23 protein-coding genes are annotated in these 21,936 nt (G+C 65.5%); 14 read left to right on the top strand and 9 right to left on the bottom strand.

Features of this window, described 5'->3' with window-relative positions; all coding sequences use genetic code 11:
• On the bottom strand, positions 1-250 hold a 250-nt coding region (locus GTP77_RS12470), incomplete at its 3' end, for a hypothetical protein (protein WP_371869352.1).
• 51 nt (positions 251-301) lie between these two features.
• Positions 302-1,198, bottom strand: a complete 897-nt coding sequence (locus tag GTP77_RS12465) for a LysR substrate-binding domain-containing protein (RefSeq protein ID WP_161072480.1) — start codon at positions 1,196-1,198, stop codon at positions 302-304.
• A gap of 68 nt (positions 1,199-1,266) precedes the next feature.
• Between GTP77_RS12465 and GTP77_RS12460 the strand changes: the two genes are divergently transcribed.
• Positions 1,267-2,514: an MFS transporter gene (locus GTP77_RS12460; protein WP_161072479.1), complete on the top strand. Its 1,248-nt coding sequence runs from the start codon at positions 1,267-1,269 to the stop codon at positions 2,512-2,514.
• A 14-nt stretch (positions 2,515-2,528) separates the two neighbouring features.
• Here the strand turns inward: GTP77_RS12460 and GTP77_RS12455 are convergent, their stop codons facing one another.
• A complete protein-coding gene (locus GTP77_RS12455) occupies positions 2,529-3,221 on the bottom strand; it encodes a hypothetical protein (protein ID WP_161072478.1) in 693 nt (230 codons plus the stop codon).
• Between the two features lie 171 nt (positions 3,222-3,392).
• Between GTP77_RS12455 and GTP77_RS12450 the strand changes: the two genes are divergently transcribed.
• Positions 3,393-3,719, top strand: a complete 327-nt coding sequence (locus GTP77_RS12450; protein ID WP_161072477.1) for a hypothetical protein — start codon at positions 3,393-3,395, stop codon at positions 3,717-3,719.
• Between the two features lie 130 nt (positions 3,720-3,849).
• Here GTP77_RS12450 and GTP77_RS12445 read toward each other — a convergent pair whose 3' ends face one another.
• Positions 3,850-5,079: a CaiB/BaiF CoA transferase family protein gene (locus GTP77_RS12445; protein WP_161072476.1), complete on the bottom strand. Its 1,230-nt coding sequence runs from the start codon at positions 5,077-5,079 to the stop codon at positions 3,850-3,852.
• A gap of 115 nt (positions 5,080-5,194) precedes the next feature.
• On the opposite strand from GTP77_RS12445, the gene ugpQ reads away from it, so the two are divergent.
• Positions 5,195-5,974 (top strand): glycerophosphodiester phosphodiesterase, encoded by a 780-nt coding sequence (gene ugpQ, locus GTP77_RS12440; protein ID WP_161072475.1) that lies wholly within the window; start codon positions 5,195-5,197, stop codon positions 5,972-5,974.
• 118 nt (positions 5,975-6,092) lie between these two features.
• Here ugpQ and GTP77_RS12435 read toward each other — a convergent pair whose 3' ends face one another.
• Positions 6,093-7,775 carry a methyl-accepting chemotaxis protein gene (locus GTP77_RS12435; protein WP_161072474.1) on the bottom strand — a complete coding sequence of 561 codons (1,683 nt, stop codon included), beginning with the start codon at positions 7,773-7,775 and terminating at the stop codon, positions 6,093-6,095.
• Between the two features lie 233 nt (positions 7,776-8,008).
• Between GTP77_RS12435 and alaS the strand changes: the two genes are divergently transcribed.
• The 6 genes from alaS (at position 8,009) to GTP77_RS12405 (ending at position 15,580) form a co-directional block, all read left to right on the top strand.
• Positions 8,009-10,618 carry an alanine--tRNA ligase gene (gene alaS / locus GTP77_RS12430; RefSeq protein WP_161072473.1) on the top strand — a complete coding sequence of 870 codons (2,610 nt, stop codon included), beginning with the start codon at positions 8,009-8,011 and terminating at the stop codon, positions 10,616-10,618.
• A gap of 200 nt (positions 10,619-10,818) precedes the next feature.
• Entirely contained in the window at positions 10,819-11,046 is a 228-nt protein-coding gene (locus GTP77_RS12425; protein ID WP_161072488.1) for a sulfurtransferase TusA family protein, read from the top strand.
• A 206-nt stretch (positions 11,047-11,252) separates the two neighbouring features.
• Positions 11,253-12,002 (top strand): electron transfer flavoprotein subunit beta/FixA family protein, encoded by a 750-nt coding sequence (locus tag GTP77_RS12420; protein ID WP_161072472.1) that lies wholly within the window; start codon positions 11,253-11,255, stop codon positions 12,000-12,002.
• Positions 12,003-12,014: 12 nt separating this feature from the next.
• Positions 12,015-12,947 (top strand): electron transfer flavoprotein subunit alpha/FixB family protein, encoded by a 933-nt coding sequence (locus GTP77_RS12415; RefSeq protein ID WP_161072471.1) that lies wholly within the window; start codon positions 12,015-12,017, stop codon positions 12,945-12,947.
• Positions 12,948-13,021: 74 nt separating this feature from the next.
• A complete protein-coding gene (locus GTP77_RS12410) occupies positions 13,022-14,812 on the top strand; it encodes an acyl-CoA dehydrogenase (RefSeq protein WP_161072470.1) in 1,791 nt (596 codons plus the stop codon).
• 147 nt (positions 14,813-14,959) lie between these two features.
• Complete coding sequence (locus GTP77_RS12405) at positions 14,960-15,580, top strand: LysE family translocator (RefSeq protein ID WP_161072469.1); 621 nt, start codon at positions 14,960-14,962, stop codon at positions 15,578-15,580.
• A gap of 23 nt (positions 15,581-15,603) precedes the next feature.
• On the opposite strand, the gene GTP77_RS12400 is transcribed toward GTP77_RS12405, so the two are convergent.
• The 4 genes from GTP77_RS12400 to GTP77_RS12385 all read right to left on the bottom strand — a co-directional run bounded on the left by GTP77_RS12400 (position 15,604) and on the right by GTP77_RS12385 (position 18,849).
• Entirely contained in the window at positions 15,604-16,197 is a 594-nt protein-coding gene (locus GTP77_RS12400; RefSeq protein ID WP_161072468.1) for an outer membrane lipoprotein, read from the bottom strand.
• A 61-nt stretch (positions 16,198-16,258) separates the two neighbouring features.
• Positions 16,259-17,572, bottom strand: a complete 1,314-nt coding sequence (locus GTP77_RS12395; RefSeq protein WP_161072467.1) for a GGDEF domain-containing protein — start codon at positions 17,570-17,572, stop codon at positions 16,259-16,261.
• Positions 17,569-18,408, bottom strand: coding sequence for a TIGR02285 family protein (locus GTP77_RS12390; protein WP_161072466.1), 840 nt, complete (start codon positions 18,406-18,408; stop codon positions 17,569-17,571). The genes GTP77_RS12395 and GTP77_RS12390 overlap by 4 nt, the downstream gene beginning before the upstream one ends.
• Positions 18,409-18,432: 24 nt before the next feature.
• Complete coding sequence (locus tag GTP77_RS12385) at positions 18,433-18,849, bottom strand: NINE protein (RefSeq protein ID WP_161072465.1); 417 nt, start codon at positions 18,847-18,849, stop codon at positions 18,433-18,435.
• A gap of 216 nt (positions 18,850-19,065) precedes the next feature.
• On the opposite strand from GTP77_RS12385, the gene rpsP reads away from it, so the two are divergent.
• The 5 genes from rpsP (at position 19,066) to GTP77_RS12360 (ending at position 21,889) form a co-directional block, all read left to right on the top strand.
• Positions 19,066-19,314 carry a 30S ribosomal protein S16 gene (gene rpsP / locus GTP77_RS12380; protein WP_056403210.1) on the top strand — a complete coding sequence of 83 codons (249 nt, stop codon included), beginning with the start codon at positions 19,066-19,068 and terminating at the stop codon, positions 19,312-19,314.
• Positions 19,315-19,353: 39 nt separating this feature from the next.
• Entirely contained in the window at positions 19,354-19,893 is a 540-nt protein-coding gene (gene rimM, locus GTP77_RS12375; RefSeq protein ID WP_228895334.1) for a ribosome maturation factor RimM, read from the top strand.
• Positions 19,894-19,906: 13 nt separating this feature from the next.
• Positions 19,907-20,668, top strand: coding sequence for a tRNA (guanosine(37)-N1)-methyltransferase TrmD (trmD, locus tag GTP77_RS12370; RefSeq protein ID WP_161072463.1), 762 nt, complete (start codon positions 19,907-19,909; stop codon positions 20,666-20,668).
• Positions 20,669-20,757: 89 nt separating this feature from the next.
• Entirely contained in the window at positions 20,758-21,144 is a 387-nt protein-coding gene (gene rplS, locus GTP77_RS12365; protein WP_056403202.1) for a 50S ribosomal protein L19, read from the top strand.
• A gap of 85 nt (positions 21,145-21,229) precedes the next feature.
• Positions 21,230-21,889: a CoA pyrophosphatase gene (locus tag GTP77_RS12360; RefSeq protein ID WP_161072462.1), complete on the top strand. Its 660-nt coding sequence runs from the start codon at positions 21,230-21,232 to the stop codon at positions 21,887-21,889.
• The last annotated feature ends 47 nt before the right edge of the window (positions 21,890-21,936 follow it).

The following is a 21,936-nucleotide window of genomic DNA, read 5'->3' as shown; positions in this document are numbered from 1 at the left end:
GGTCCGGGTCCGGCTTTGCCTTGCGCGCTGCGCTCTGCGGCGGCGGGGTAGGGCGCTGCGCGCGAACAGCGGGCGCGGCGCTGGCCTGCCGGCTCTGCTGCGCCGGCGCTGGCAGCAGCCACTGGATGGCGTCCCCGTCCCGCTGCGGCCGGGCCGGCCGGTGCTGCGGCGACAGCAAGGCAAACAGCAGCGCCAGATGCAGCGCAGCGGTCAGCAGGAATGCGGTGGGCGTGCGCCGTTGATGTGTCATTCAGGCAATGTAGCCGAGATGGCGGTTAAATCTTTCCATATTAACAAATGCTTACAAACCGCCGGCCGCTTCGCGCGCCAGTGCGATAAAGCCTTCCACCAGCGCGCCGTGCGCGTCCTTGCGCTGCGCCAGCGACAGCACGGTGTTGGCGCTGGGATCGGCCAGCGGCCGGTAGCAGGCGCCTTCCATGTGGATGCTGTCGAAGGAGCCCGGCAGCACGGTGATGCCGCAGCCGGCCGCCACCAGCCCGATCATGGTGGACGCTTCGCCCGCCTCCATCACCACGTCCGGCGCAAAGCCCGCCTCCTTGCACAGCCGGAAAATCTGCGGATAAATGCCGGTGCCGGCCGTCTTCGGATACATGATGAAGGGCTGGCCCTGCAGGTCGCGGATCTCCACCTGCTCCTTTTGCGCCAGCGGCGAGCCCACCGGCAGCACGGCGATCAGCGGATCATGCCGCAGCACCGTCAGCCGCACCGCGTCCGGAATGGCGGTCTCGGGAGGGCGCACGAAGCCCAGGTCCAGCTCGCGGTTTTCCAGCATGGCGATCTGCGGCAGCGTGGCCAGCTCGCGCAAGGTCAGCAGCACGTCCGGGTAGCGCGCGCGGTAGCGGTTGATGACGGTGGCGAACAGCGGCGTGAACGGCGTGGAGAAGGTGAAGCCGATGCGCAATTCGCCCGCCTCGCCGCGCTGCGCCCGCCGCGCCGTCAGCTTGGCCTGCTCGGACAGCGCCAGCACGCGGCGCGCGTCTTCCAGGAATAGCTTCCCGGCGGCAGTCAGCCGCACCCAGCGCTTGCTGCGCTCGAGCAGCTGCGCGCCCACTTCCGCCTCCAGCGCCTGGATCTGCTGGCTCAGCGGCGGCTGGCCGATGTGCAGCCGTTCGGCCGCGCGTGTAAAACTTAATTCTTCGGCTACGGCGATGAAGTAACGCAGGTGGCGCAGTTCCATTGTTATCGCTTTAAAGTATTACTAACGACTTAAATATATATTGGACAGTAATACAGCGCAATCCTAAGATGAAGCCATCATTCATCAGCCGGGCCGTCATCATGGGCATCACCGCAGGGTCGCCGCAATTCAAACGCACCAACCGCGCATTGTTTTTCAGCGGTTTTTCCTGTTTCGCCTTGCTGTACAGCGTGCAGCCGCTGATGCCGCTGCTGGGCCGGGAATTCGCGCTGACGGCGGCGCAGAGCAGCCTGGCGCTGTCGGTCTCGACGGCGGCGCTGGCGGTGTCGCTGCTGCTGTCCAGCCTGTTGTCCGACCGCATCGGCCGCAAGCCGCTGATGGGCGCGGCGCTCACCATCGCCGCCGTGATGACGGTGCTGTGCGCGGTGGCGCAGAACTATGGCCAGTTCCTGGTCATGCGCGCATTGCTGGGCTTTGCGCTGGGCGGCATGCCGGCCGTGGCCATGAGCTATCTGAGCGAGGAAGTGGAACCGGGCTCGCTGGGTTTGTCGATGGGCTTGCTCATCGGCGGCAATGCTTTCGGCGGCATGGCCGGGCGCATCCTGGTGTCCGTCATGAGCGACTTCTTCTCCTGGCGCGCGGCCATGGCGGCCATGGGCGTGGCCGGGCTGCTGGCGGCGGCCGAGTTCTACCGCAGCCTGCCGCGTTCGCGCAATTTCCGTCCTGCGCAGGGCGGCTTGCGCGAGCTGGGCAACGGCCTGCGCCGCCAGTTCACCGACGACGGCATGCCCTGGCTGTTCGGCATGGGCTTTTTGCTGATGGGCTGCATGGTCAGCGCCTACAACTTTATCGGTTTCCGCCTGCTGGGCGCGCCGTTTGACCTGAGCCAGAGCCTGGTGGGCGCGATTTCCTTCCTTTACCTGCTGGGCATGTTCAGCTCCGTCTGGGCCGGCCGCCTGGCCGACAAGCTGGGCCGCCGCCGCGTGCTGTGGTGGCTGCTGATGGCCATGCTGGGCGGCATGCTGCTTACGCTGAGCGGCAACCTGGTGCTCATCTTCGGCGGGCTGGCGCTGTTCACGTTCTGCTTCTTCGCTTCGCATTCCGTCACTAGCAGCTGGGTGGGGCGGCGTGCGCAGTCGGCCTCGGCGCTGGCGTCGGCGCTGTACCTGTTCTTCTACTATATCGGCTCGGCCGTGATCGGCTGGCTGGCCGGCGTGGCCTGGGGCGTTGCGGGCTGGACCGGCGTTGTGGCCGTGCTCGGCTGCGGGCTGGCGGGCGCCCTGCTGATCGCCCTGCGCCTGCGCAATCTGGCCCCGGCCGCACCGGTTGAGCCTGCGCAGCTGGCGGCGGCGTGATGGCGGTCTGACCTTCAGGGGCAGTTGCTGTAGAGCGGGCCCCTGGTTCCGCCCATGGAGCTGCCGGGGTCCGCCACGGAGATGCAGTAGGTGCCCAGCGCGGTGCGGATTTTGTAGACGCGGGTGCGCGAGCCGGGCGCGGAAATCTCGCTCACTCTGGCCGCTTCGTACCACTTGGGTTTGACGGCCTGGTGCGCCGCTTCGAAGGCGGCGTCGATCTTCCCTCGTATGGTGTCCTTGGCTGGCAGCAGCGGCGCCAGTTTGCCTTTGCGCAGTTCATTGTCCACTTTGCCGGCGTTGTACAAGGTCAGGCGCAGCAGTTCGGCTGCGGGCATGGGCGGCGCGGCGGGCTGGGCGGACAGGTCGCCGATAAGGGGTTCATTTTCCGTGGCGGATGCGGGCGGCAACGCGGATGCTGCGGCGTCTGCGCTTGCGGCCTCCTGCGCCGCCGCGCGGCTGGCGGGAACGCTGGGCTGCACCGGCTGGCGCGGCACGGTAATGGCGGTCCGCCTGCGGTCTGCGGCTTGGGCCGGGGCGACGGCCTGACTGGACTTGGGCGCGGCAGGCAGTATCCACGCGATGGCGCTGCGGTCTGCGCTGCGCGCCGGGCTGCCGGCGTGCTGCCGCGCAAGCAGGGCGGCCAGCAGCGCCATGTGCAGCAGCGTGGTCAGCAGCAGGCCGAACTTGTCGCGGGGTAATATTGTCATTTCCGAAATGTAACGCGGCTGGCGGCGGCTTGTCATAAATTTAACAAGTGCTTACACCTTCGCTGGGCAGGTCGGCTTGAGGCCGCTCAAGCTGGCTGCGGCAACTTTGGGCTGAGATCGCTGTCCAAAGCGGACAGGCACGCCGTGCCTGCTCACCGCAAGGAGGAGATCATGCTGCAAGAGTATGAAATACGGCAACGATTCAACCGGGTGGGGCGCGCCATCGGGGAGGCGGCGCAAGCCTGCTCGGCCGAGCGCAATCTGCCGGGCGAGCTGCGCGACTGCATCCACAAGCTGGACCGCCAGGCCGATGCGGCCCAGCAGGTGGTGGCGCCTTATGATGTGACGCGCTTGCGCAAGATGGTGGATGAGCTGGATGTATTGGGGGAGCGGGCGCAGCGCGTGTGCCGCAATATGCCGGCGCTGACCGCGCAGATGCGCAGCGCGGTCCAGCACGTGCACGACGAGCTGGCGGAGTTGAAGCATGATTTGAGGTGAGGGGCCGCCGGCGGCTCATGGCGGGTTACGCACTGCGTGCTAACCCGCCCTACGTTTTGTATGATATCGCGTATCGTTGTATCGTTGTATCGTAGGGCGGGTTAGGGCGGAGCCCGTAGCCCGCCATGTGTTACAGCACGCCTTTGCCTTTCAGCGCGCCGATGTCTTCGGGGCTGCGGCCCAGCAGCTCGCGCAGGACTTCTTCGGTGTGCTGGCCCAGCAGCGGCGGGGCGCTGCCGCCGTCGGTGGGCGTGCCGGACAAGCGCATCGGGCTGCGCACCAGCTTGACCTTGCCCGCCGACGGATGCGGCGTTTCCGTCACCAGGCCGCGCGCCTGCACCTGCGGATTCTGGTAGACGTCGCCGATGTCGTTGATCGGCCCGCAGGGCACGCCCACCGCTTCCAGCTGCTCTATCCATTCGCTGCGCGTTTTGCCCTTCACCATCTCGGCCAGTATCGGCACCAGCTCGTCGCGGTTCTGCACGCGCAGCGGGTTGCTGGCGTAGCGCTCGTGCGTGGCCAGGTCGGCGCGTCCGCCCGCTTCCACGAACTTCTGGTACTGCCCGTCGTTGCCGGCGGCGACGATGATGTAGCCGTCGCTGCAGGCGAAGGTCTGGTAGGGCACGATATTCGGATGCGCATTGCCCCAGCGCTTGGGCGCCTTGCCGCTGTTCAGGTAGTTGCTGCCCATATTGGCCAGCATGGCCACCTGCACGTCCAGCAGCGCCATGTCGATGTACTGGCCTTCGCCGCTGCGGTCGCGGTGCATCAGCGCGGCCTGGATGGCGATGGTGGAGTACATGCCCGTCATCAGGTCCACCAGCGCCACGCCGGCTTTCTGCGGGCCGCCGCCGGGCAGGTCGTCGCGCTCGCCGGTGACCGACATCAGCCCGCCCATGCCCTGGATCAGGAAGTCGTAGCCGGCGCGGTGCGCATACGGGCCGTCCTGGCCGAAGCCGGTGATGGAGCAGTACACCAGGTCCGGCTTGACCGCCTTCAGCGATTCATAGTCCAGGCCGTAGCGCTTCAACTGGCCCACCTTGTAGTTCTCCAGCACCACGTCCGACTGCGCCGCCAGTTCGCGTATCAGTTGCTGGCCCTCGGCGCTGGCGATGTCCACCGTCACGGAGCGCTTGCCCCGGTTGGCGGCCAGGTAGTAGGCCGCTTCGCTGGTGTCGCGCCCGTCCGCGTCGCGCGCGTAGGGCGGGCCCCAGGCGCGCGTGTCGTCGCCGCTGCCGGGGCGCTCGATCTTGATCACGTCCGCGCCCAGGTCGGCCAGGTTCTGCGAGCACCACGGGCCGGCCAGCACGCGGCTCAGGTCCAGTACGCGGATGTGGCCCAGGGCCTTGGCAACAGTCATCACTTTCACCTCGTTGATTTAGCAAGAGCGCCAGCTTAACGTCTTGTGGTATGTTTTGAATACTAGAGAAGCGACATGCGTTTTCAACATCAACCGAGCTCTGACAAAGGACGCCATGTGGCCCTATCCTAAAGTACTTGCGCACCGGGGCGGCGGCACGCTGGCGCCGGAGAACACGATAGCCGCGTTGCGCTGCGGCCTGGCCTACGGCTACAAGGCGGTCGAATTCGACGTGATGCTGTCCAAGGACGGCATCGGCGTCATCATGCACGACCCGGATTTCGGCCGCACCGTGGCCGGCGAGGGCAATGTGGCGCGCACGCCGGCCTCGGACCTGGTGCGCAAGGACGCGGGCGCCTGGTTCGGGCCGCAGTTCGCCGGCGAAACGGTGCCGCTGTTCACGGAGTTCATCGACTACTGCCGCTCGCAGGGCATCTGGATGAATATCGAGATCAAGCCGGTGCCTGGCCATGAAACGGACACCGGGCGCTGGGTGGCGCAGAAGACGCGCGCCCGCTTCAGCGAGGAGCTGCGCGCCGGGGACACCAAGGCGGTGCCGCTGCTGTCCTCCTTCAGCATGGAGGCGCTGGCGGCCGCGCGCGAGGCCGCGCCGGAGGTGCCGCGCGCCTGCCTGTTCGACACCATGCCGGCCGGCTGGCAAGCGCAGGCGGCCGCGCTGGAGGCGGTGGCCATCCACACCAACCAGAAGCATCTGACGCCGGAACTGGCGCAGGCGGTCAAGGCGGCCGGCTACGGCCTGTTCTGCTACACCGTCAACACGCCCGAGCGCGCGCAGGAAATCCTGGCCTGGGGCGTGGACGGCTTCTGCACCGACCGCATCGACCTGATCGGCCCGGGCTTTGCCGGCTGCGGCGGGTTACGCGCTACGCGCTAACCCGCCCTACATGCCCCGGTGCCTGGTCCTCGGCTGCGGAGGGGGCCAACATGCACCAGCGCCTGGTCCTCAGTGTAGGGCGGGTTAGCGGCGCTGCCGCGTAACCCGCCAGGACTGGCTAGTAGCGCTCGAAGCTGGCCGGGTCCGGTTCCCAGTCGGCCGCCTGCAGCGGCGCGCCGCTGTGCCGGCCCGAGGCCGGCTGGCGCCCCGTGTTGCGGACGGCGCGCGCCGGGCGCGGCGCGGCCTTGCCGGCGCCGGTGTTGAAGAATCCCATGGTGCGCTGCAGGTCTTCGGCCTGGGAGCTCATTTCCTCGGCGGTGGCGGCCAACTGCTCGGAGCCGGCTGCATTCTGCTGGGTGGCCTGGCTGAGCTGGCTGATGGCCGAATTGATCTGCGCCAGCCCGGTCGACTGCTCTTCCGACGCGGCGCTGATCTCCTGCACCAGGCCGGAGGTGCGCTGGATATTGGGGACCATCTGGCTGAGCAGCTTGCCGGCCCGTTCCGCCAGGTCCACGCTGCTGCCCGCCACTTCGCCGATTTCCTGCGCCGCCACCTGCGAGCGCTCGGCCAGCTTGCGCACCTCGGCCGCCACCACGGCGAAGCCCTTGCCGTGCTCGCCCGCGCGCGCCGCCTCGATGGCCGCGTTCAGCGCCAGCAGATTGGTCTGGTAGGCGATGTCGTCGATGATGCCGATTTTCCGGGCGATCTGGCGCATGGCGTCCACCGTGCCGCCCACCGCGCCGCCGCCTTCCACCGCCTCGGCGGCGGCCTGGCTGGCCATGCTGTCGGTGACGCGGGCGTTCTCCGTGTTCTGCGCCACCGAGGCCGTCATCTGCTCGACCGAGGCGCTGGTTTCCTCCACACTGGCGGCCTGTTCGGTGGCGGCCTGCGACAGCGACTGCGCCGTGCCGCTCACCTGTTCGGAGGCGCTGGCCAGCGCGTCGGCGCTGCTGTTGACGCGGCCCACCACGTCGGCCAGGCGCTCGACCATGTTTTTCATGCTGTACAGGAGGCTGTCGTGGTCGCCGGAACTGGTCTCGATCTGCACCGTCAGGTCGCCGTCCGCCACCCGGTTGACGATGCCGGCCGCGTAAGCCGGGTCGCCGCCCAGCTGGCGCAGCGTGTTGCGCAGGATGAGGATGCCCATCGCCGCCACCAGCAGCGCCGCCACGCCGAAGATAATCGCCATATTGCGCTGGGAGGCGGCAATGGCCGCGCCCGCTTCGGCGTTGGCGGTTTCGGCCACCTTGACGTTGAGCGCCACGATTTTGTCCAGCGCCGCCTGCACCGAGGCCACATGGGGCGCCACGTCGACGGTGGCCTGGGTGAAGTCCTCGGTGGCCAGCTTCATGGCGGCCGCGTCGCCGCCGCGCGCCAGCCGCTCGGCCGCCGCGATCACGCGCTCGCCGCCTTTCTGGCGCAGTTCCCACGCCGCCAGGAAGTCCTTGTACAGCACGGCTTCCTCGGCGGTCTGGGGCAGGGGATCGTAAATCTTGCGTCCGGCCGCCACTTCGGCGAAGCCGGCCCGCATCACGTCGGCCTGGGCCGCGATCTTGCCCACGTTTTTGGGGTCTTCCAGCAGGCGGAACACGGTCAGCGCGCCGATGCGCACTTCGCGGTTGCCCAGTTTCATCTGGTACAGGCCCACCAGCGAGGGCAGGCGCACGTCGGCCACCTCGGCGAACCCGGCGCTGGCGCTGCGCAGCCCGGCCAGGCCCGCCGCCCCCACCAGGGCCACGCCCAGGATGGCCAGCACCAGCAGCAATATCAACTTGGTCCGCAGCAAGAGATGGTTGAGCATGACAGCCTTTCACAGTGTGATGGGACGGATGGCGGGGCGCCAAGTGCAGTTTCAGTATAAGGATTATGCTGGCCCTTGGCTGCGGCTCGCCGGCGCTTTCTTGCCTTTGTCGCAAGGCGGCAACGCCCGGCGCTTCGCTCAAGCGGGCGATCCGACGCTGTGCTCTGATTTTCCGGCCGCCACTTCACGTATAATCAACCCTTTGCACCAGCCAGCAACTTAACCAATACGACATGAAATCATCTGAAATCCGCGAGAAGTTCCTTAAATTCTTCGAGTCCAAGGGTCACACGATCGTCCGTTCCAGCCCGCTGGTGCCAGGCAATGACCCGACCATGCTGTTGACCAACTCCGGCATGGTTCAATTCAAGGACGTGTTCCTGGGTCTGGACAGCCGCCCGTATTCGCGCGCCACCACCGTGCAGCGCTGCGTGCGCGCCGGCGGCAAGCACAACGACCTGGAAAACGTCGGCTACACCGCGCGCCACCACACCTTCTTCGAAATGCTGGGCAACTTCAGCTTCGGCGACTACTTCAAGCGCGACGCCATCAACTACGCCTGGGAGCTGCTGACCAAGGTCTACATGCTGCCGGCCGAGAAGCTGACCGTCACCGTCTACATCGAGGACGACGAAGCCTACGACATCTGGGCCAACGAGATCGGCGTGCCGAAAGAGCGCATCATCCGCATCGGCGACAACAAGGGTTCGCGCTACGCGTCGGACAACTTCTGGCAGATGGCCGACGTCGGCCCATGCGGCCCGTGCACCGAGATCTTCTACGACCACGGCGCCGACATCTGGGGCGGCCCTCCAGGCTCGCCGGAAGAAGACGGCGACCGCTTCATCGAGATCTGGAACCTGGTGTTCATGCAGTTCAACCGCGACGAAGCGGGCAATATGAACAAGCTGCCGAAGCCGTGCGTGGACACCGGCATGGGCATGGAGCGCCTGGCCGCCGTGCTGCAGCACGTGCACAGCAACTATGAAATCGACCTGTTCCAGAACCTGATCAAGGCCGCCGCGCGCGAAACCGGCGCCACCGACCTGGAATCGAAGTCGCTGCGCGTGATCGCCGACCACATCCGCGCCGCCTCCTTCCTGATCGTCGACGGCATCATCCCCGGCTCGGAAGGCCACGGCTATGTGCTGCGCCGCATCATCCGCCGCGCGCTGCGCCACGGCCACAAGCTGGGCCAGACCAAGCCCTTCTTCTACAAGCTGGTGGCCGACCTGAACACCGAGATGGGCACCGCCTATCCCGAGCTGAACGAAGCCGCCGCCCGCGTGGCCCAGGTGCTCAAGGCCGAGGAAGAGCGTTTCGGCGAAACGCTGGAACACGGCATGAAGATCCTGGAAGCGCAGCTGGCCAAGGACGCGAAAAACCTGGACGGCGCCACCGCCTTCACGCTGTACGACACCTACGGCTTCCCGCTGGACCTGACCGCCGACATCTGCCGCGAACGCGAAGTGACGCTGGACGAGGCCGGTTTCCACGCCGCCATGGAGCAGCAGAAGAAGACCGCGCGCGCCGCCGGCAAGTTCAAGATGGCCGCCAACGTGGAATACAGCGGCGAGAAGACCAAGTTCGTCGGCTACGACCTGCTGGCGCAGGACGCCAAAGTGATCGCCCTGTACGCCAACGGCGCGCCGGTGCAGGAACTGAAAGCGGGCGAGCAGGGCATCGTGGTGCTGGACACCACGCCCTTCTACGCTGAATCGGGCGGCCAGGTGGGCGACCAGGGCGTGATCGCCACCGCGGGCGCGCAGTTCGACGTGGAAGACACGCTGAAGATCCAGGCGGACGTGTTCGGCCAGCACGGCGTGCTGTCCAAGGGCACGCTGAAAGTGGGCGACGCCGTCTCGGCCAAGGTGGACACCGCCAGCCGCGGCCGCACCATCCGCAACCACTCCGCCACCCACCTGATGCACAAAGCCCTGCGCGAAGTGCTGGGTTCGCACGTGTCGCAGAAGGGCTCGCTGGTTGATCCGGACAAAGCCCGTTTCGACTTCAGCCACAACGCTGCGCTGACGGCCGAGGAAATCGCCAGGGTGGAAGCCATCGTGAATGCCGAGATCCTGGCGAACGCGGCCACCCAGTCGCACAATATGTCGTTTGACGACGCGGTCAAGCACGGCGCCATGGCGCTGTTCGGCGAGAAGTACGGCGACGAAGTGCGCGTGATGGACATCGGCTCCTCGAAAGAGCTGTGCGGCGGCGTGCACGTGCAGCGCACCGGCGACATCGGCCTGTTCAAGATCGTGTCGGAAGGCGGCGTTGCAGCCGGCATCCGCCGCGTGGAAGCGGTGACCGGCGAGGGCGCGCTGGCGCTGGTGCAGGGCCTGACCCGCAAGCTGGGCGAAGCCGCTGCCGTGCTGAAGGCCAATCCGGACGAGCTGACCGTGAAGATCGCCGCCGTGCAGGATCACGTGAAGGCGCTGGAGAAGGAACTGGCCGCGCTGAAATCGAAGCTGGCTTCCGGCCAGGGCGACGAGCTGGCCACGCAGGCCGTGGAAATCAAGGGCATCAAGGTGCTGGCGGCAACGCTGGAAGGCGCCGACGTGGCCACCCTGCGCGAGACCATGGACAAGCTGAAGGACAAGCTGAAAACCGCCGCCATCGTGCTGGCCAGCGTTGCCGACGGCAAGGTTTCCCTGATCGCCGGCGTGACTGCGGATGCCACTTCCAAGGTCAAGGCGGGCGAACTTGTGAACTTTGTTGCACAGCAAGTGGGCGGAAAAGGTGGCGGACGCCCCGATATGGCGCAAGCCGGCGGCACCGATGCTGCAGCCCTGCCGGGCGCCCTGGCTGGCGTTGCCGCATGGGTGGAACAGCGCGCTTAAGAGCGAAAAGCAAGCAAGAGTGCAGTCCGCGCGCAAGCGCGGACTGTTAATTTAATGACTGCTCTCGTTGTGAACTTGCAACGAGAGAGGAACTATTTTGGTGCACCGCGTCACAATCGCCGAATTGGAGTAGACTGTGCAGAACTGGTCAACCAATTTGCGGGATTTTGATGAGCGACACCCTAGTTGATACCGAAATCATGGAATTTCAAAAAGAACTCGATGCACGGGGCTTGAACTGCCCGTTGCCGATTCTGAAGGCTAAAAAGGCCCTGGCCGAACTGCAGAGTGGCGAAGTGCTGCGCATCATGGCGACCGACCCCGGTTCCGTGCGCGACTTCCAGGCGTTCGCCAAGCAAACCGGCAACGCGCTGCTGTCGCACGCACAGCACGGTACGGAATTTGTATTTTTGATGCAACGCAAGTAAGCTAGCAGTTCTTTCTCAGCAGGGAGCCGGGCTGGCTCCCTTGTCGGCAGGCACTCCACGATGTGATGCGCAAGGTTGTAATTAGACGATTTCTACTAGCAAAAAAACGCACGATCGTGCTTTAATTCAGCCTGATGATTGAATTTCTCATATAATCTAGCCCACATATCAGTTCACACTTTATTAATTTTCCCAAAGGCAGAGCTATGAAAGTCTTGGTACCCGTCAAACGCGTGGTCGACTACAACGTCAAGGTGCGCGTCAAATCCGACGGCACTGGCGTGGACATCGCCAACGTCAAAATGTCGATGAACCCGTTCGACGAGATCGCACTGGAAGAAGCGACCCGCCTGAAAGAAGCCGGCAAGGTCACCGAAGTGGTGGCAGTGTCCTGCGGCGTGACCCAGTGCCAGGAAACCCTGCGCACCGGCATGGCGATCGGCGCGGACCGTGGCATCCTGGTGGAGACCACGACCGAACTGGAACCGCTGGCCGTGGCCAAGCTGCTGAAAGCGCTGGTCGACAAGGAACAGCCGCAGCTGGTCATCCTGGGCAAGCAAGCCATCGACGACGACTCCAACCAGACCGGCCAGATGCTGGCAGCCCTGCTGGGCTGGCCGCAAGCGACCTTCGCCTCGAAAGTGGTGCTGGAAGACGGCAAAGCCACCGTGACCCGCGAAGTGGACGGCGGCCTGGAAACCTTGGCGCTGACGCTGCCGGCCATCATCACCACCGACCTGCGCCTGAACGAGCCGCGCTATGTCACGCTGCCCAACATCATGAAGGCCAAGAAGAAGCCGCTGGACGTGGTCAAGCCGGAAGACCTGGGCGTCGACGTGGCCCCGCGCCTGAAAACCCTGAAAGTTGCCGAGCCAGCCAAGCGCTCCGCCGGCATCAAAGTGCCGGACGTTGCAACCCTGGTCGCAAAACTGCGCACCGAAGCCAAAGTCATCTAAAGGATATTCAACATGGTCGCATTAGTTATTGCTGAACACGACAACGCCAGCCTGAAGGGCAGCACCCACCACACCATCACCGCAGCTGCCCAGTGCGGCGGCGACGTGCACGTGCTGGTGGCCGGTTCCAACGCCGCCGCCGCCGCAGCGCAAGCCGCGCAGATCGCCGGCGTGTCCAAAGTGCTGCTGGCCGACGCCGCCCACTTCGCCGATGGCCTGGCCGAGAACGTGGCCGAGCAGGTGCTGGCGGTTGCGGGTGCTTACTCGCACATCCTGGCGCCAGCCACCGCCTACGGCAAGAACATTCTGCCGCGCGTGGCCGCCAAGCTGGACGTGGCCCAGATCTCGGAAATCACCAAGGTCGACTCGCCGGACACCTTCGAGCGTCCTATCTACGCCGGCAACGCGATCGCCACCGTGCAGTCGTCGGACAAGGTCAAAGTCATCACCGTGCGCACCACCGGTTTCGACTCGGCTGCCGCCACCGGCGGTTCGGCCGCCACCGAAACCATCGCCGCTGTTGGCGATTCGGGCAAGTCGTCCTTCGTCGGCCGCGAGCTGGCCAAGTCCGACCGTCCCGAGCTGACCGCCGCCAAGATCATCGTATCCGGTGGCCGTGGCATGGGTTCGGGCGAAGCGTTCAAAGTGCTGGAGCCGCTGGCCGACAAGCTGGGCGCAGCCATGGGCGCATCGCGCGCCGCCGTGGACGCGGGCTTCGTGCCGAACGACTGGCAAGTGGGCCAGACCGGCAAGATCGTGGCGCCGTCGCTGTACATCGCCGTCGGCATCTCCGGCGCGATCCAGCACCTGGCCGGCATGAAGGACTCGAAGACCATCGTCGCCATCAACAAGGATCCAGAAGCGCCGATCTTCTCCGTGGCCGACTACGGCATCGTGGGCGATCTGTTCGACATCGTGCCTGAACTGGTCAAAGAACTGGGTTAATCAAAGCGGAAGTACCGAGGCCACGCTGGCAAGGCACTGCGCCGCCGCGTGGCCTTTTTCTTGGAGAGAAGAAGATGAGCTATCAAGCCCCCCTGAAAGACATGCTGTTCGTGATGAACGAACTGGCCAACCTGCAAGGCGTGAGCCAGCTGCCTGGCTGCGAGGACGCGAGCCCGGAAACGGCGGAAGCCGTGCTGGAAGAAAGCGCGAAATTCGTCGCGGGCGAAATCGCGCCGCTGAACCACGCCGGCGACAAGGAGCCGAGCTACTGGAAGGACGGCAACGTCTTCACCTCCAAGGGTTTCAAGGAAGCGTTCAAGCAGTTCGCCGAAGCTGGCTGGCAAGGCCTGCAGCATCCGGCCGACTTCGGCGGCCAGGGCCTGCCCAAGCTGGTCGGCACGCCATGCGTGGAGATGCTGCACGGCGCCAACCTGGCGTTCGCGCTGGTGGCGCTGCTGTCGGACGGCGCCATCGAAGCGCTGCTGACCGCAGGCAGTGACGAGATGAAGGCGACCTATCTGGAGCCGCTGGTGACCGGCAAGTGGACCGGCACCATGAACCTGACCGAGCCGCAAGCCGGCTCCGACCTGGCCGCCGTGCGCAGCCGCGCCGTGCCGCAGGACGACGGCACCTACAAGATCTTCGGCACCAAGATCTTCATCACCTACGGCGAGCACGACATGGCCGAGAACATCATCCACCTGGTGCTGGCGCGCACGCCGAATGCGCCGGAAGGGGTGAAGGGCATCTCGCTGTTCATCGTGCCCAAGTTCATGGTCAACGCGGACGGCTCGCTGGGCGCGCGCAACGACGCGCATTGCGTGTCGATCGAACACAAGCTGGGCATCAAGGCCAGCCCCACCGCCGTGCTGCAGTTCGGCGACAACGGCGGCGCCATCGGCACGCTGGTGGGCGAAGAGAACCGCGGCCTGGAATACATGTTCATCATGATGAACGCGGCCCGCTTCGGCGTGGGCATGCAGGGCATAGGCCTGTCCGAGAACGCCTACCAGCAGGCGGTGGCCTTCGCCAAGGACCGCGTACAGTCGCGCGACCTGGCCGGTTCCGCCGGTCCGGTCTCCATCATCCACCATCCGGACGTGCGCCGTTTGCTGATGAATATGCGTTCGCAGACAGAAGCGGCGCGCGCGCTGGCCTACGTCGGCGCCTCGCTGTACGACGCGGCCCACCACCACGCGGACGCGGCCACCCGCGCCGAGAACCAGGCCGTGTATGAATACCTGGTGCCGATTATCAAAGGCTGGTCGACCGAGCTGTCGCAGGACGTGGCGCGCGACGGCGTGCAGGTGCATGGCGGCATGGGCTTCATCGAAGAAACCGGCGCGGCGCAGCACTACCGCGACGCCAAGATCCTGACCATCTACGAAGGGACGACCGCCATCCAGGCCAACGACCTGGTGGGCCGCAAGACCGTGCGCGACGGCGGCAAAGTCGCCAAGGGCCTGATCGCGCAAGTGCGCGCCACGGAAGCGGAACTGGCCAAGCTGGACGGCGCGGACTTCGCCGCGATCCGCAAGCACCTGGCGCAAGGCGCGGCCGACCTGGAAGCGGTGGTCGACTACGTGGCGGGCAATATGAAGACCGACATCAAGGCCGTGTTCGCGGGCAGCGTGACCTACCTGAAGCTGGCCGGCATCGTGCTGGGCGGCTGGCAGATGGCGCGCGCCGCCGTGATCTCGCAGCAGAAGCTGGACGCCGGCAGCAGCGACGCCAGCTTCTACCAGGCCAAGATCGTCACCGCGCGCTTCTTCGCCGACCACTTCCTGGCGCAATCGTCGGGCATGCGCACCGCCATCATCGATGGCAGCGCCGGCGTGCTGGCGCTGAGCGAAGACCAGTTCTAAGCCAATCCCAGCCCTGGCGTAGGGCGGGTTAGGCAGGGCCGTAACCCGCCGGCGCCGTCGAAACGCGTGTATTGGCGGGTTACGCAGGCAAAGCCTGCTAACCCGCCCTACGATGTAGAATGGGGATCGACTTTCTGGAGCGGTCCCATGGAACTGTCCACGCTTGCCCTGTTTGTGCCTGCCTGCTTCGCTCTGAATATGGCGCCGGGGCCGAATAATCTTCTCTCCATCAGCAATGCCACGCGTTATGGCTTCCGGCGCGCCTGCGCCGCCGGGGCGGGGCGCTTGCTGGCCTTCGGCGGCATGATTGCGCTGGCGTCGGCCGGGCTGGCGGCGGTGCTGCATACGTCGGAGCTGCTGTTTTACGGCATCAAGACGGTGGGGGCGGCGTATCTGTTCTACCTGGCCTTCCAGCTGTGGCGCGCGGCGCCGGGCGAACAGGCGGAATCGGCCGCGCCTTCCGTGGGACTGATGCAGCTGGCGCGGCAGGAGTTCCTGGTCGCGGCGGGCAATCCGAAAGCCATCCTGATTTTCACGGCCTTCCTGCCGCAGTTCGTCAACCCGGCCCGGCCCATGGCGGCGCAGTTCGCCGTGCTGGGCGCTTTGTTCCTGGTATTGGAGATGGCGGCGATTGCCGCCTATGCGTGGATGGGTGTGCACTTGCGGCGCTGGTTCGCGCAGCCGCGCGGCAAGCGCATCTTCAACCGGGGCTGCGCCGGCCTGCTGGCCAGCGCCGGCCTCGGTTTGCTGCTGTCGCGCCGCGCCTAGCCAGGCGCGGCGCTGGTGCTTGCTTAGCGGCGCACGATGGTGCCGTTGGCGCTGCGCACCAGATCGCCGTTGGCGTAGCCCGGATCCTTGTCGAAGCTGAACTCGCCCTGGGTGCCGTTGTCGTACTGGACTTTCACGTTCCAGGCCTTGGTGGTCTTGACGTGTTCTTCCACCTTGTTGCCGGCGTAGGCGCCGCCGGCCGCGCCGGCGATGGTGGCCAGCTTGCGGCCGCTGCCGCCGCCCACCTGGTTGCCCAGCAGGGCGCCCGCCACGCCGCCGGCGATCACGCCGACCGCGCTGCCTTCGCCTTTTTTCTCCACCACATTGACCGCCACCACGCGGCCGCAGTCATTGCAGGCGGCCGGCTTGGCGCCGGCGTTCTTCAGGTCGGCCTTGGCGGCCGCCAGCGCTTTGTCGTATTCGGTCTTGGCGTCGCGCTGGCACTGCATGCGCGCGCTCGAGCTGCTTTCTTCGGCGCACAGCTTTTTGTCTTCAGCGTAGCGGGTGGCGGCCTGCTTGGTGTCGGCCGCGTATTGCGCCTTGGTGTAGGGCTGGGCGGACACGGCGGTTGCCATGCCGGCCAGCATCAAGGACAGGGTGAGGGCGCGTACATTCATTTCATTCTCCGGTGACTGGTTTATTTCTCCAGTATAACCGTTGAGAATAGCTTTACAGCAATTATGCGACCGTATCGTGCGCGACCGCATTGCGGCCGGCCTGCTTGGCCCGGTACAGCGCCGCGTCGGCGCGCGCCACCAGCGAGGACGGCGTTTCGTCCGGACCCAGCGCGGCCACGCCGAAGGAGCAGGTCTTGCGGCCCACCTCGGGGAAGTCGGCCGCCCCTATGCGCAGCCGCAGCATGTCGGCCAGCGCGCGTGCGCCGTCCAGCTCGGTTTGCGGGCAGATCACCATGAATTCCTCGCCGCCCCAGCGGCCCACGCTGTCGATGCTGCGCGCGCCGGTGCGCAGGATGGCGGCCACCGCCGCCAGCACGCGGTCGCCGGCCGGATGGCCGTAGTTGTCGTTGGTCTGCTTGAAGTGGTCGATGTCGAGCAGGATCACGGCCAGGCCGCCGCCGTAGCGCTGCACGCGCTCCACCTCGTGGTCCAGCACCTCGTCCAGCTTGCGCCGGTTGTGCAGGCCGGTCAGCATGTCGGTGCTGGCCACGCGCTGCAACTCGCGGGTGCGCTCGGCCACCTGCGATTCCAGCGTGTGGTTCATTTGCTTGAGTTCGGCATACAGCGCGGCGTTCTCGGCCACGGACTTGCGCAGGGTGTCGGCCATCTGGTTCAGCTTGTCGGTCAGCTGGTGCAGCTCGTGCTCGCCCTTGTCCTTGAGCACAAAGTGGCGGTTGCCGATGTTGTCGATATTGAGCTGGCCGACAAACTCGCTCATCTGGCGCAGCGGCTGGCCCAGCGTGCGCTTGATCACGTAGAGGAAGATGAACCACAGCGCCAGCGTCTTGATGACGGAGTTCACCAGGATCAGGAAGAAGCCGTAGGCCACCTGGCGCACCACCACCTGCTGGCTGGAGTAGATGGTCCAGCGTCCGACCTGGTGGCGTTCGCCGGCCTCGTCGACGTAGACGGCGGGGAAGCTGTGGCTGAAGATATGATCGAACAGCAGCGCCGGCGCGGCGGCCGGCACCAGCTCGCCGTTCGGCCCGGCTTCCATGCGGCGGCCCTGCGCGTCGTCCACGGTGCCGATGGCGCGCATCAGCTTGCCTTGCTCGTCCTCGACCTTGACGCCGATGACGATGGGCAGCGCCTTCACGCCGGTGACGATGCTGGCCAGCACCTCGCCGTTGAAGCGCCACAGCGCGCCGGTGATGCCGGGGCCGAAGGTGTGCTTCATGGCGCCGATCTCCTCGGACAGGCGCTGCTGCGTGTGGCGGTATTCGGCGGCCAGCTGCGCGCAGGTGACCACCAGCGTGACGATGAAGTAGCAGCCGAAGATAATGCGCAGCAGGCGCGCCGCCAGGTTGCTTTTCATTCGGATTTCAGGACCTGGGTGGGGTAGATGGCGCGGATGATGCGCACCGACTCCTCGTCGGACCAGCGCTCCACGATGGCGCGGTAGCGTGCCGTGTTGCGCTGCGCGTGCAGCACCGCGTTGACCTTGGCCACCACCTGCTTGCCCCATTCGGTGCGCGGGCACATCACGCGGTTCACGGTCGGTTCGCCATGCTCGCGGATGGGAATGGCGGCCAGCTCGCCGTCGCGGCCCAGCTGGCGCGCCGAATAGGTGCTGATAATGGGCAGTTCGAGCAGGTAGTCCAGGCGCCGCGCCAGCAGCATCTGCAGCGCCTCGTTGAACTCGGAGTGGTACTGGCGGTTGGCCTGCTGCTCCAGCAGCGCGTTGATCTGCGGCGAGAAGGAGCGTCCGCGCAGATAGCTGGTGCGCACGCCGTCGCGCGCCATCAGCTCGGCCAGCGAGATGCTGGCGCCGGCCGGACCGGCGAACTCGGCCAGGCGGTCGCGCCGCACCACCACCTTAAACGGCAAGAACACCGCCACCGGGGCGGAGAAATACGCCAGCGCCTCGCGCTCGGGGTTTTTCACGCCGCCGATAAAGCACCAGGGATTGCCGTTCTTGATCTCCTGGAAGATGCGCGGGAAGGGCGCCTGCACGTCCTTGTGCTCGTAGCCGGGCATTTCCTCCTTGAGCAGCACGCGGATCTGGTCGAAGATGCCCTGGCCCTTGTCGGGGCCCTCGGCGATCATATAAGGGGCGGCATTGAACCAGCCCCAGTTCAGGCGGTCGGCGGCGAGGGCCGGGGCGGCGGCGCAAAGTGCGGCGCACAGCAGGGCGGTAAGGCGAAACGTCATGTGGCGAAAGCGGTGAAGGCTGGGTCAGCCGTAGGCGCCACCAGTGTACAGCAAGTCAAACAGCCGGGATATCGTGGCGATGAGGCTGCCGCAGCCGACCAGCATGGTGGCCACCAGGATCACGGCCAGCGGCCAGCGCGTCTCCGAGCTGCGGCCGGAGCCGGCGTTGAAGGTGGCGTCCCACTTCTCGTCGGACATCAGGCCCAGCACCAGCGCTTGCAGGAAGCCCGCCAGCATGGACAAAAACAGCGGCAGCAGCTTGTAGTAAATGTCCGCTTGCGGCGCGGCCGCCATCACCAGGCCGACGGCGGGCAGGCTGCACGCATGCACCCAGCCCCATGTATCGTTTACGCCACGCAGGTAGAAGCGGTGGGCGCCCAGGCCGCCCAGCAGGAAGGCCAGCAGGGTGGCGAAAGTCTTGTTCTTGTGCTTAGAAGTCATGGAGTGGCGGCAAAAACGGCGGAACGGCCAGTATCGGTCAAAATGCGCGCGCGGCCCAGCCCTTTTTAAAGACAATGCTTGCCCTGCTGGACAGAGTGGGGGATAATCTTCGATTGCCCCAAACCCACCCCAATTGTTATTAATGCTTGCTGGAGGATGAGAAAGCGCGCTATAATTTGCGGCTTTTTCCGTCTCAGCACACTTTTTGGAAATATTATGGTCGTTATTCGTTTAGCTCGTGGAGGCGCCAAGAAGCGCCCATTCTTCAACATCGTTGCAACCGACTCGCGCAATCGCCGCGATGGCCGTTTCATCGAGCGCGTTGGCTTCTACAACCCAATGGCTTCGGGTCAGGAAGTACCATTCAAGATTACCGAAGACCGTCTGGCTCACTGGATCGGCGTCGGCGCACAGCTGTCCCCAGCCGTTGCTCGCCTGGTCGCTTCGAACAAGAAAGCAGCCTAATTCGGCGTTCAGGTTTTGGCTGATATAAAGGCATCCGGGGTGCAACTCCCCGACGATCTGGTGCAAGTGGGCTTTGTCTCCGGCGCCTATGGCGTAGCTGGTGGAATCCGGGTTCGCCCCTTTTCCGACGACGCGGATGCCTTGTTGCATGCCCAGACCTGGTGGCTGGATAAACCCAGCCTGCACGAAGTCAGCGTGCGCCGTGCGAAACTGCACGGCGGCGACGTCGTGACCCAGCTGGACGGCCTGACCGACCGGGATCTCGCGGAGGCGCTGAAAGGCACCGGCGTGTACATCCCGCGCAGCCAGTTCCCCACGCTGGACGACGGCGAGTTTTACTGGTCCGACCTGATCGGACTGGCAGTAGAGAATTTGCAGGGTGAAGCCCTGGGTGTCGTCGCCGACATGATGAGCAATGGTCCGCAGTCGATACTGCGCATCACCGCTCCGGTCAGTGCGGAATCCGGCGACGCCGAGTCCGCGGCGCAAGAGCGCCTGATTCCATTTGTGGACCAGTTCATCATTACGGTGGACAAGGAAGCGAAAAAGATCACGGTGGACTGGGGCCTGGATTACTGATCCGGGAGCCTGTATGCAATTTGACGTCGTAACGCTGTTCCCGGAAATGTTTGCCGCGCTGACGCAATCGGGCGTGACCCGCCGTGCGTTCGAGCAGCAGAAGTGGAATTTGTCGCTGTGGAATCCGCGCGACTTCACCACCGACAATCACCGCACCGTGGATGACCGCCCCTATGGCGGCGGCCCCGGCATGGTGATGCTGGCCAAGCCGCTGGAGGCCGCGATCAGCGCCGCCAGGCAGCGCCAGGTGGATGCCGGCTTGCCTGCGCCGCGCGTGGTGTTCATGTCGCCGCAAGGCAAGCAGCTGACCCACGAACGCGTGATGCAGCTCAAAGCCGAGCCCGGCCTGGTGATACTGTGCGGCCGCTACGAAGCGGTGGACCAGCGCCTGATCGACCGTTGCGTCGATGAGGAAATCAGCCTGGGCGACTTCGTGCTGTCGGGCGGCGAATTGCCGGCCATGGCATTGATGGACGCGGTGGTGCGCCTGCTGCCGGGCGCGCTGAACACCGAGGCGTCGGCGGTCGAAGACAGCTTTGTCAACGGCCTGCTCGATTCGCCGCACTACACGCGGCCGGTGAGTTACGAAGGCGAGGATGTGCCCGCGGTACTGATGGGCGGCAACCACGCCGAGATAGAAAAATGGCGCCGCCAGCGCATGCTGGAAGCGACCGCGCGCAAGCGCCCCGATTTAGTGCCGAAGGCGCGCGCAGCAGGCTTGCTGACGCGCCAGGACGAGAAATTTTTGGCCGGTTTAGAAAAACCGGCACTGTAGTAGAGACGGCGGGCATGTTGCCCGCTTGTTTAACCCCATCCTCTACCGGGTTTAGTACGCGCCGGCATGATGGTAATTGGAGTCATCAAATGAACCTGATTCAACAACTCGAGCAAGAAGAAATTGCTCGCCTGGGCAAAAACATCCCTGAATTTGCACCTGGCGACACCGTGATCGTCAACGTCAACGTAGTCGAAGGCACCCGCAAGCGCGCCCAGGCATACGAAGGCGTGGTCATCTCCCGTCGTAACCGTGGCCTGAACTCGAACTTCATCGTTCGCAAGATCTCGTCCGGCGAAGGCGTTGAGCGTACCTTCCAGCTGTACTCCCCGCTGATCGCTTCGATCGAAGTGAAACGCCGCGGTGACGTACGTCGCGCCAAGCTGTACTACCTGCGCGACCGTTCGGGCAAATCGGCACGTATCAAAGAAAAACTGCCAAACCGTCGCCCAGCAGCGGCAAAAGCAAGCGCTTAATCGCGTTTGGGTTTGGGGCAGGGGCGCCTGGGTGGCGTCCCTTCAAAAGGGCGCCGCTGGCGCCCTTTCGCTATTTGGAGGTGGCATGGCCAAGCTATTGTTCGACCCGCAGCAACTCCCCATCGACGCCATTCCCGGCGAGCCTCCCGTGCCGGCCGAGCGCCTGGAGGCGGGCTGGCTGCGCGCGCGCTTCGCCGCGCCGCCGCCGTGGACCCCGGAAGACGCCGAAACCAGCTTCACGCCGCAGGCCGCGCCCAAGGCCGCCGCCGTGCTGGTGCCGCTGGTGCAGCGCCCGGAAGGCCTGAGCCTGCTGCTCACGCAGCGCACCGAGCACCTGAGCAGCCACGCCGGCCAGATCAGCTTTCCCGGCGGCCGCACCGAAGAGTACGACGCCAGCCCGGCCGACACCGCCTTGCGCGAGGCCTGGGAGGAGATCGGCCTGGACCGCCGCCATGCCGAAGTGATCGGCGCCTTGCCGGTCTACCACACCGGCACCAACTACAGCGTGACCCCGGTGGTGGCGCTGCTGCGCCCGCCGTTCGAGCTGCGCGCCGACTCCGGCGAAGTGGCGGAAATCTTCGAGGTGCCGCTGGCCTTCCTGATGGACGGCAGCAACCACCAGCGCCTGTCGGCCGAGCTGGCCAGCGGGCGGCGCAGCTTCTACGCCATGCCTTACCAGCGCTACTACATCTGGGGCGCCACGGCCGGCATGCTGCGCAACCTGTTCCACTTTTTGCGGGCGTGACGTTATCGCTAATAAGTTTGATTCCGGCGCGCCGCTGCGCTATCGTA

This window comes from Pseudoduganella aquatica (assembly GCF_009857595.1).
In the GTDB taxonomy this organism is placed as follows: domain Bacteria; phylum Pseudomonadota; class Gammaproteobacteria; order Burkholderiales; family Burkholderiaceae_D; genus Rugamonas; species Rugamonas aquatica_A.
The sequence above is the reverse complement of the archived record's forward strand: the minus strand, read 5'-3'. Positions and strand labels throughout refer to the sequence as shown.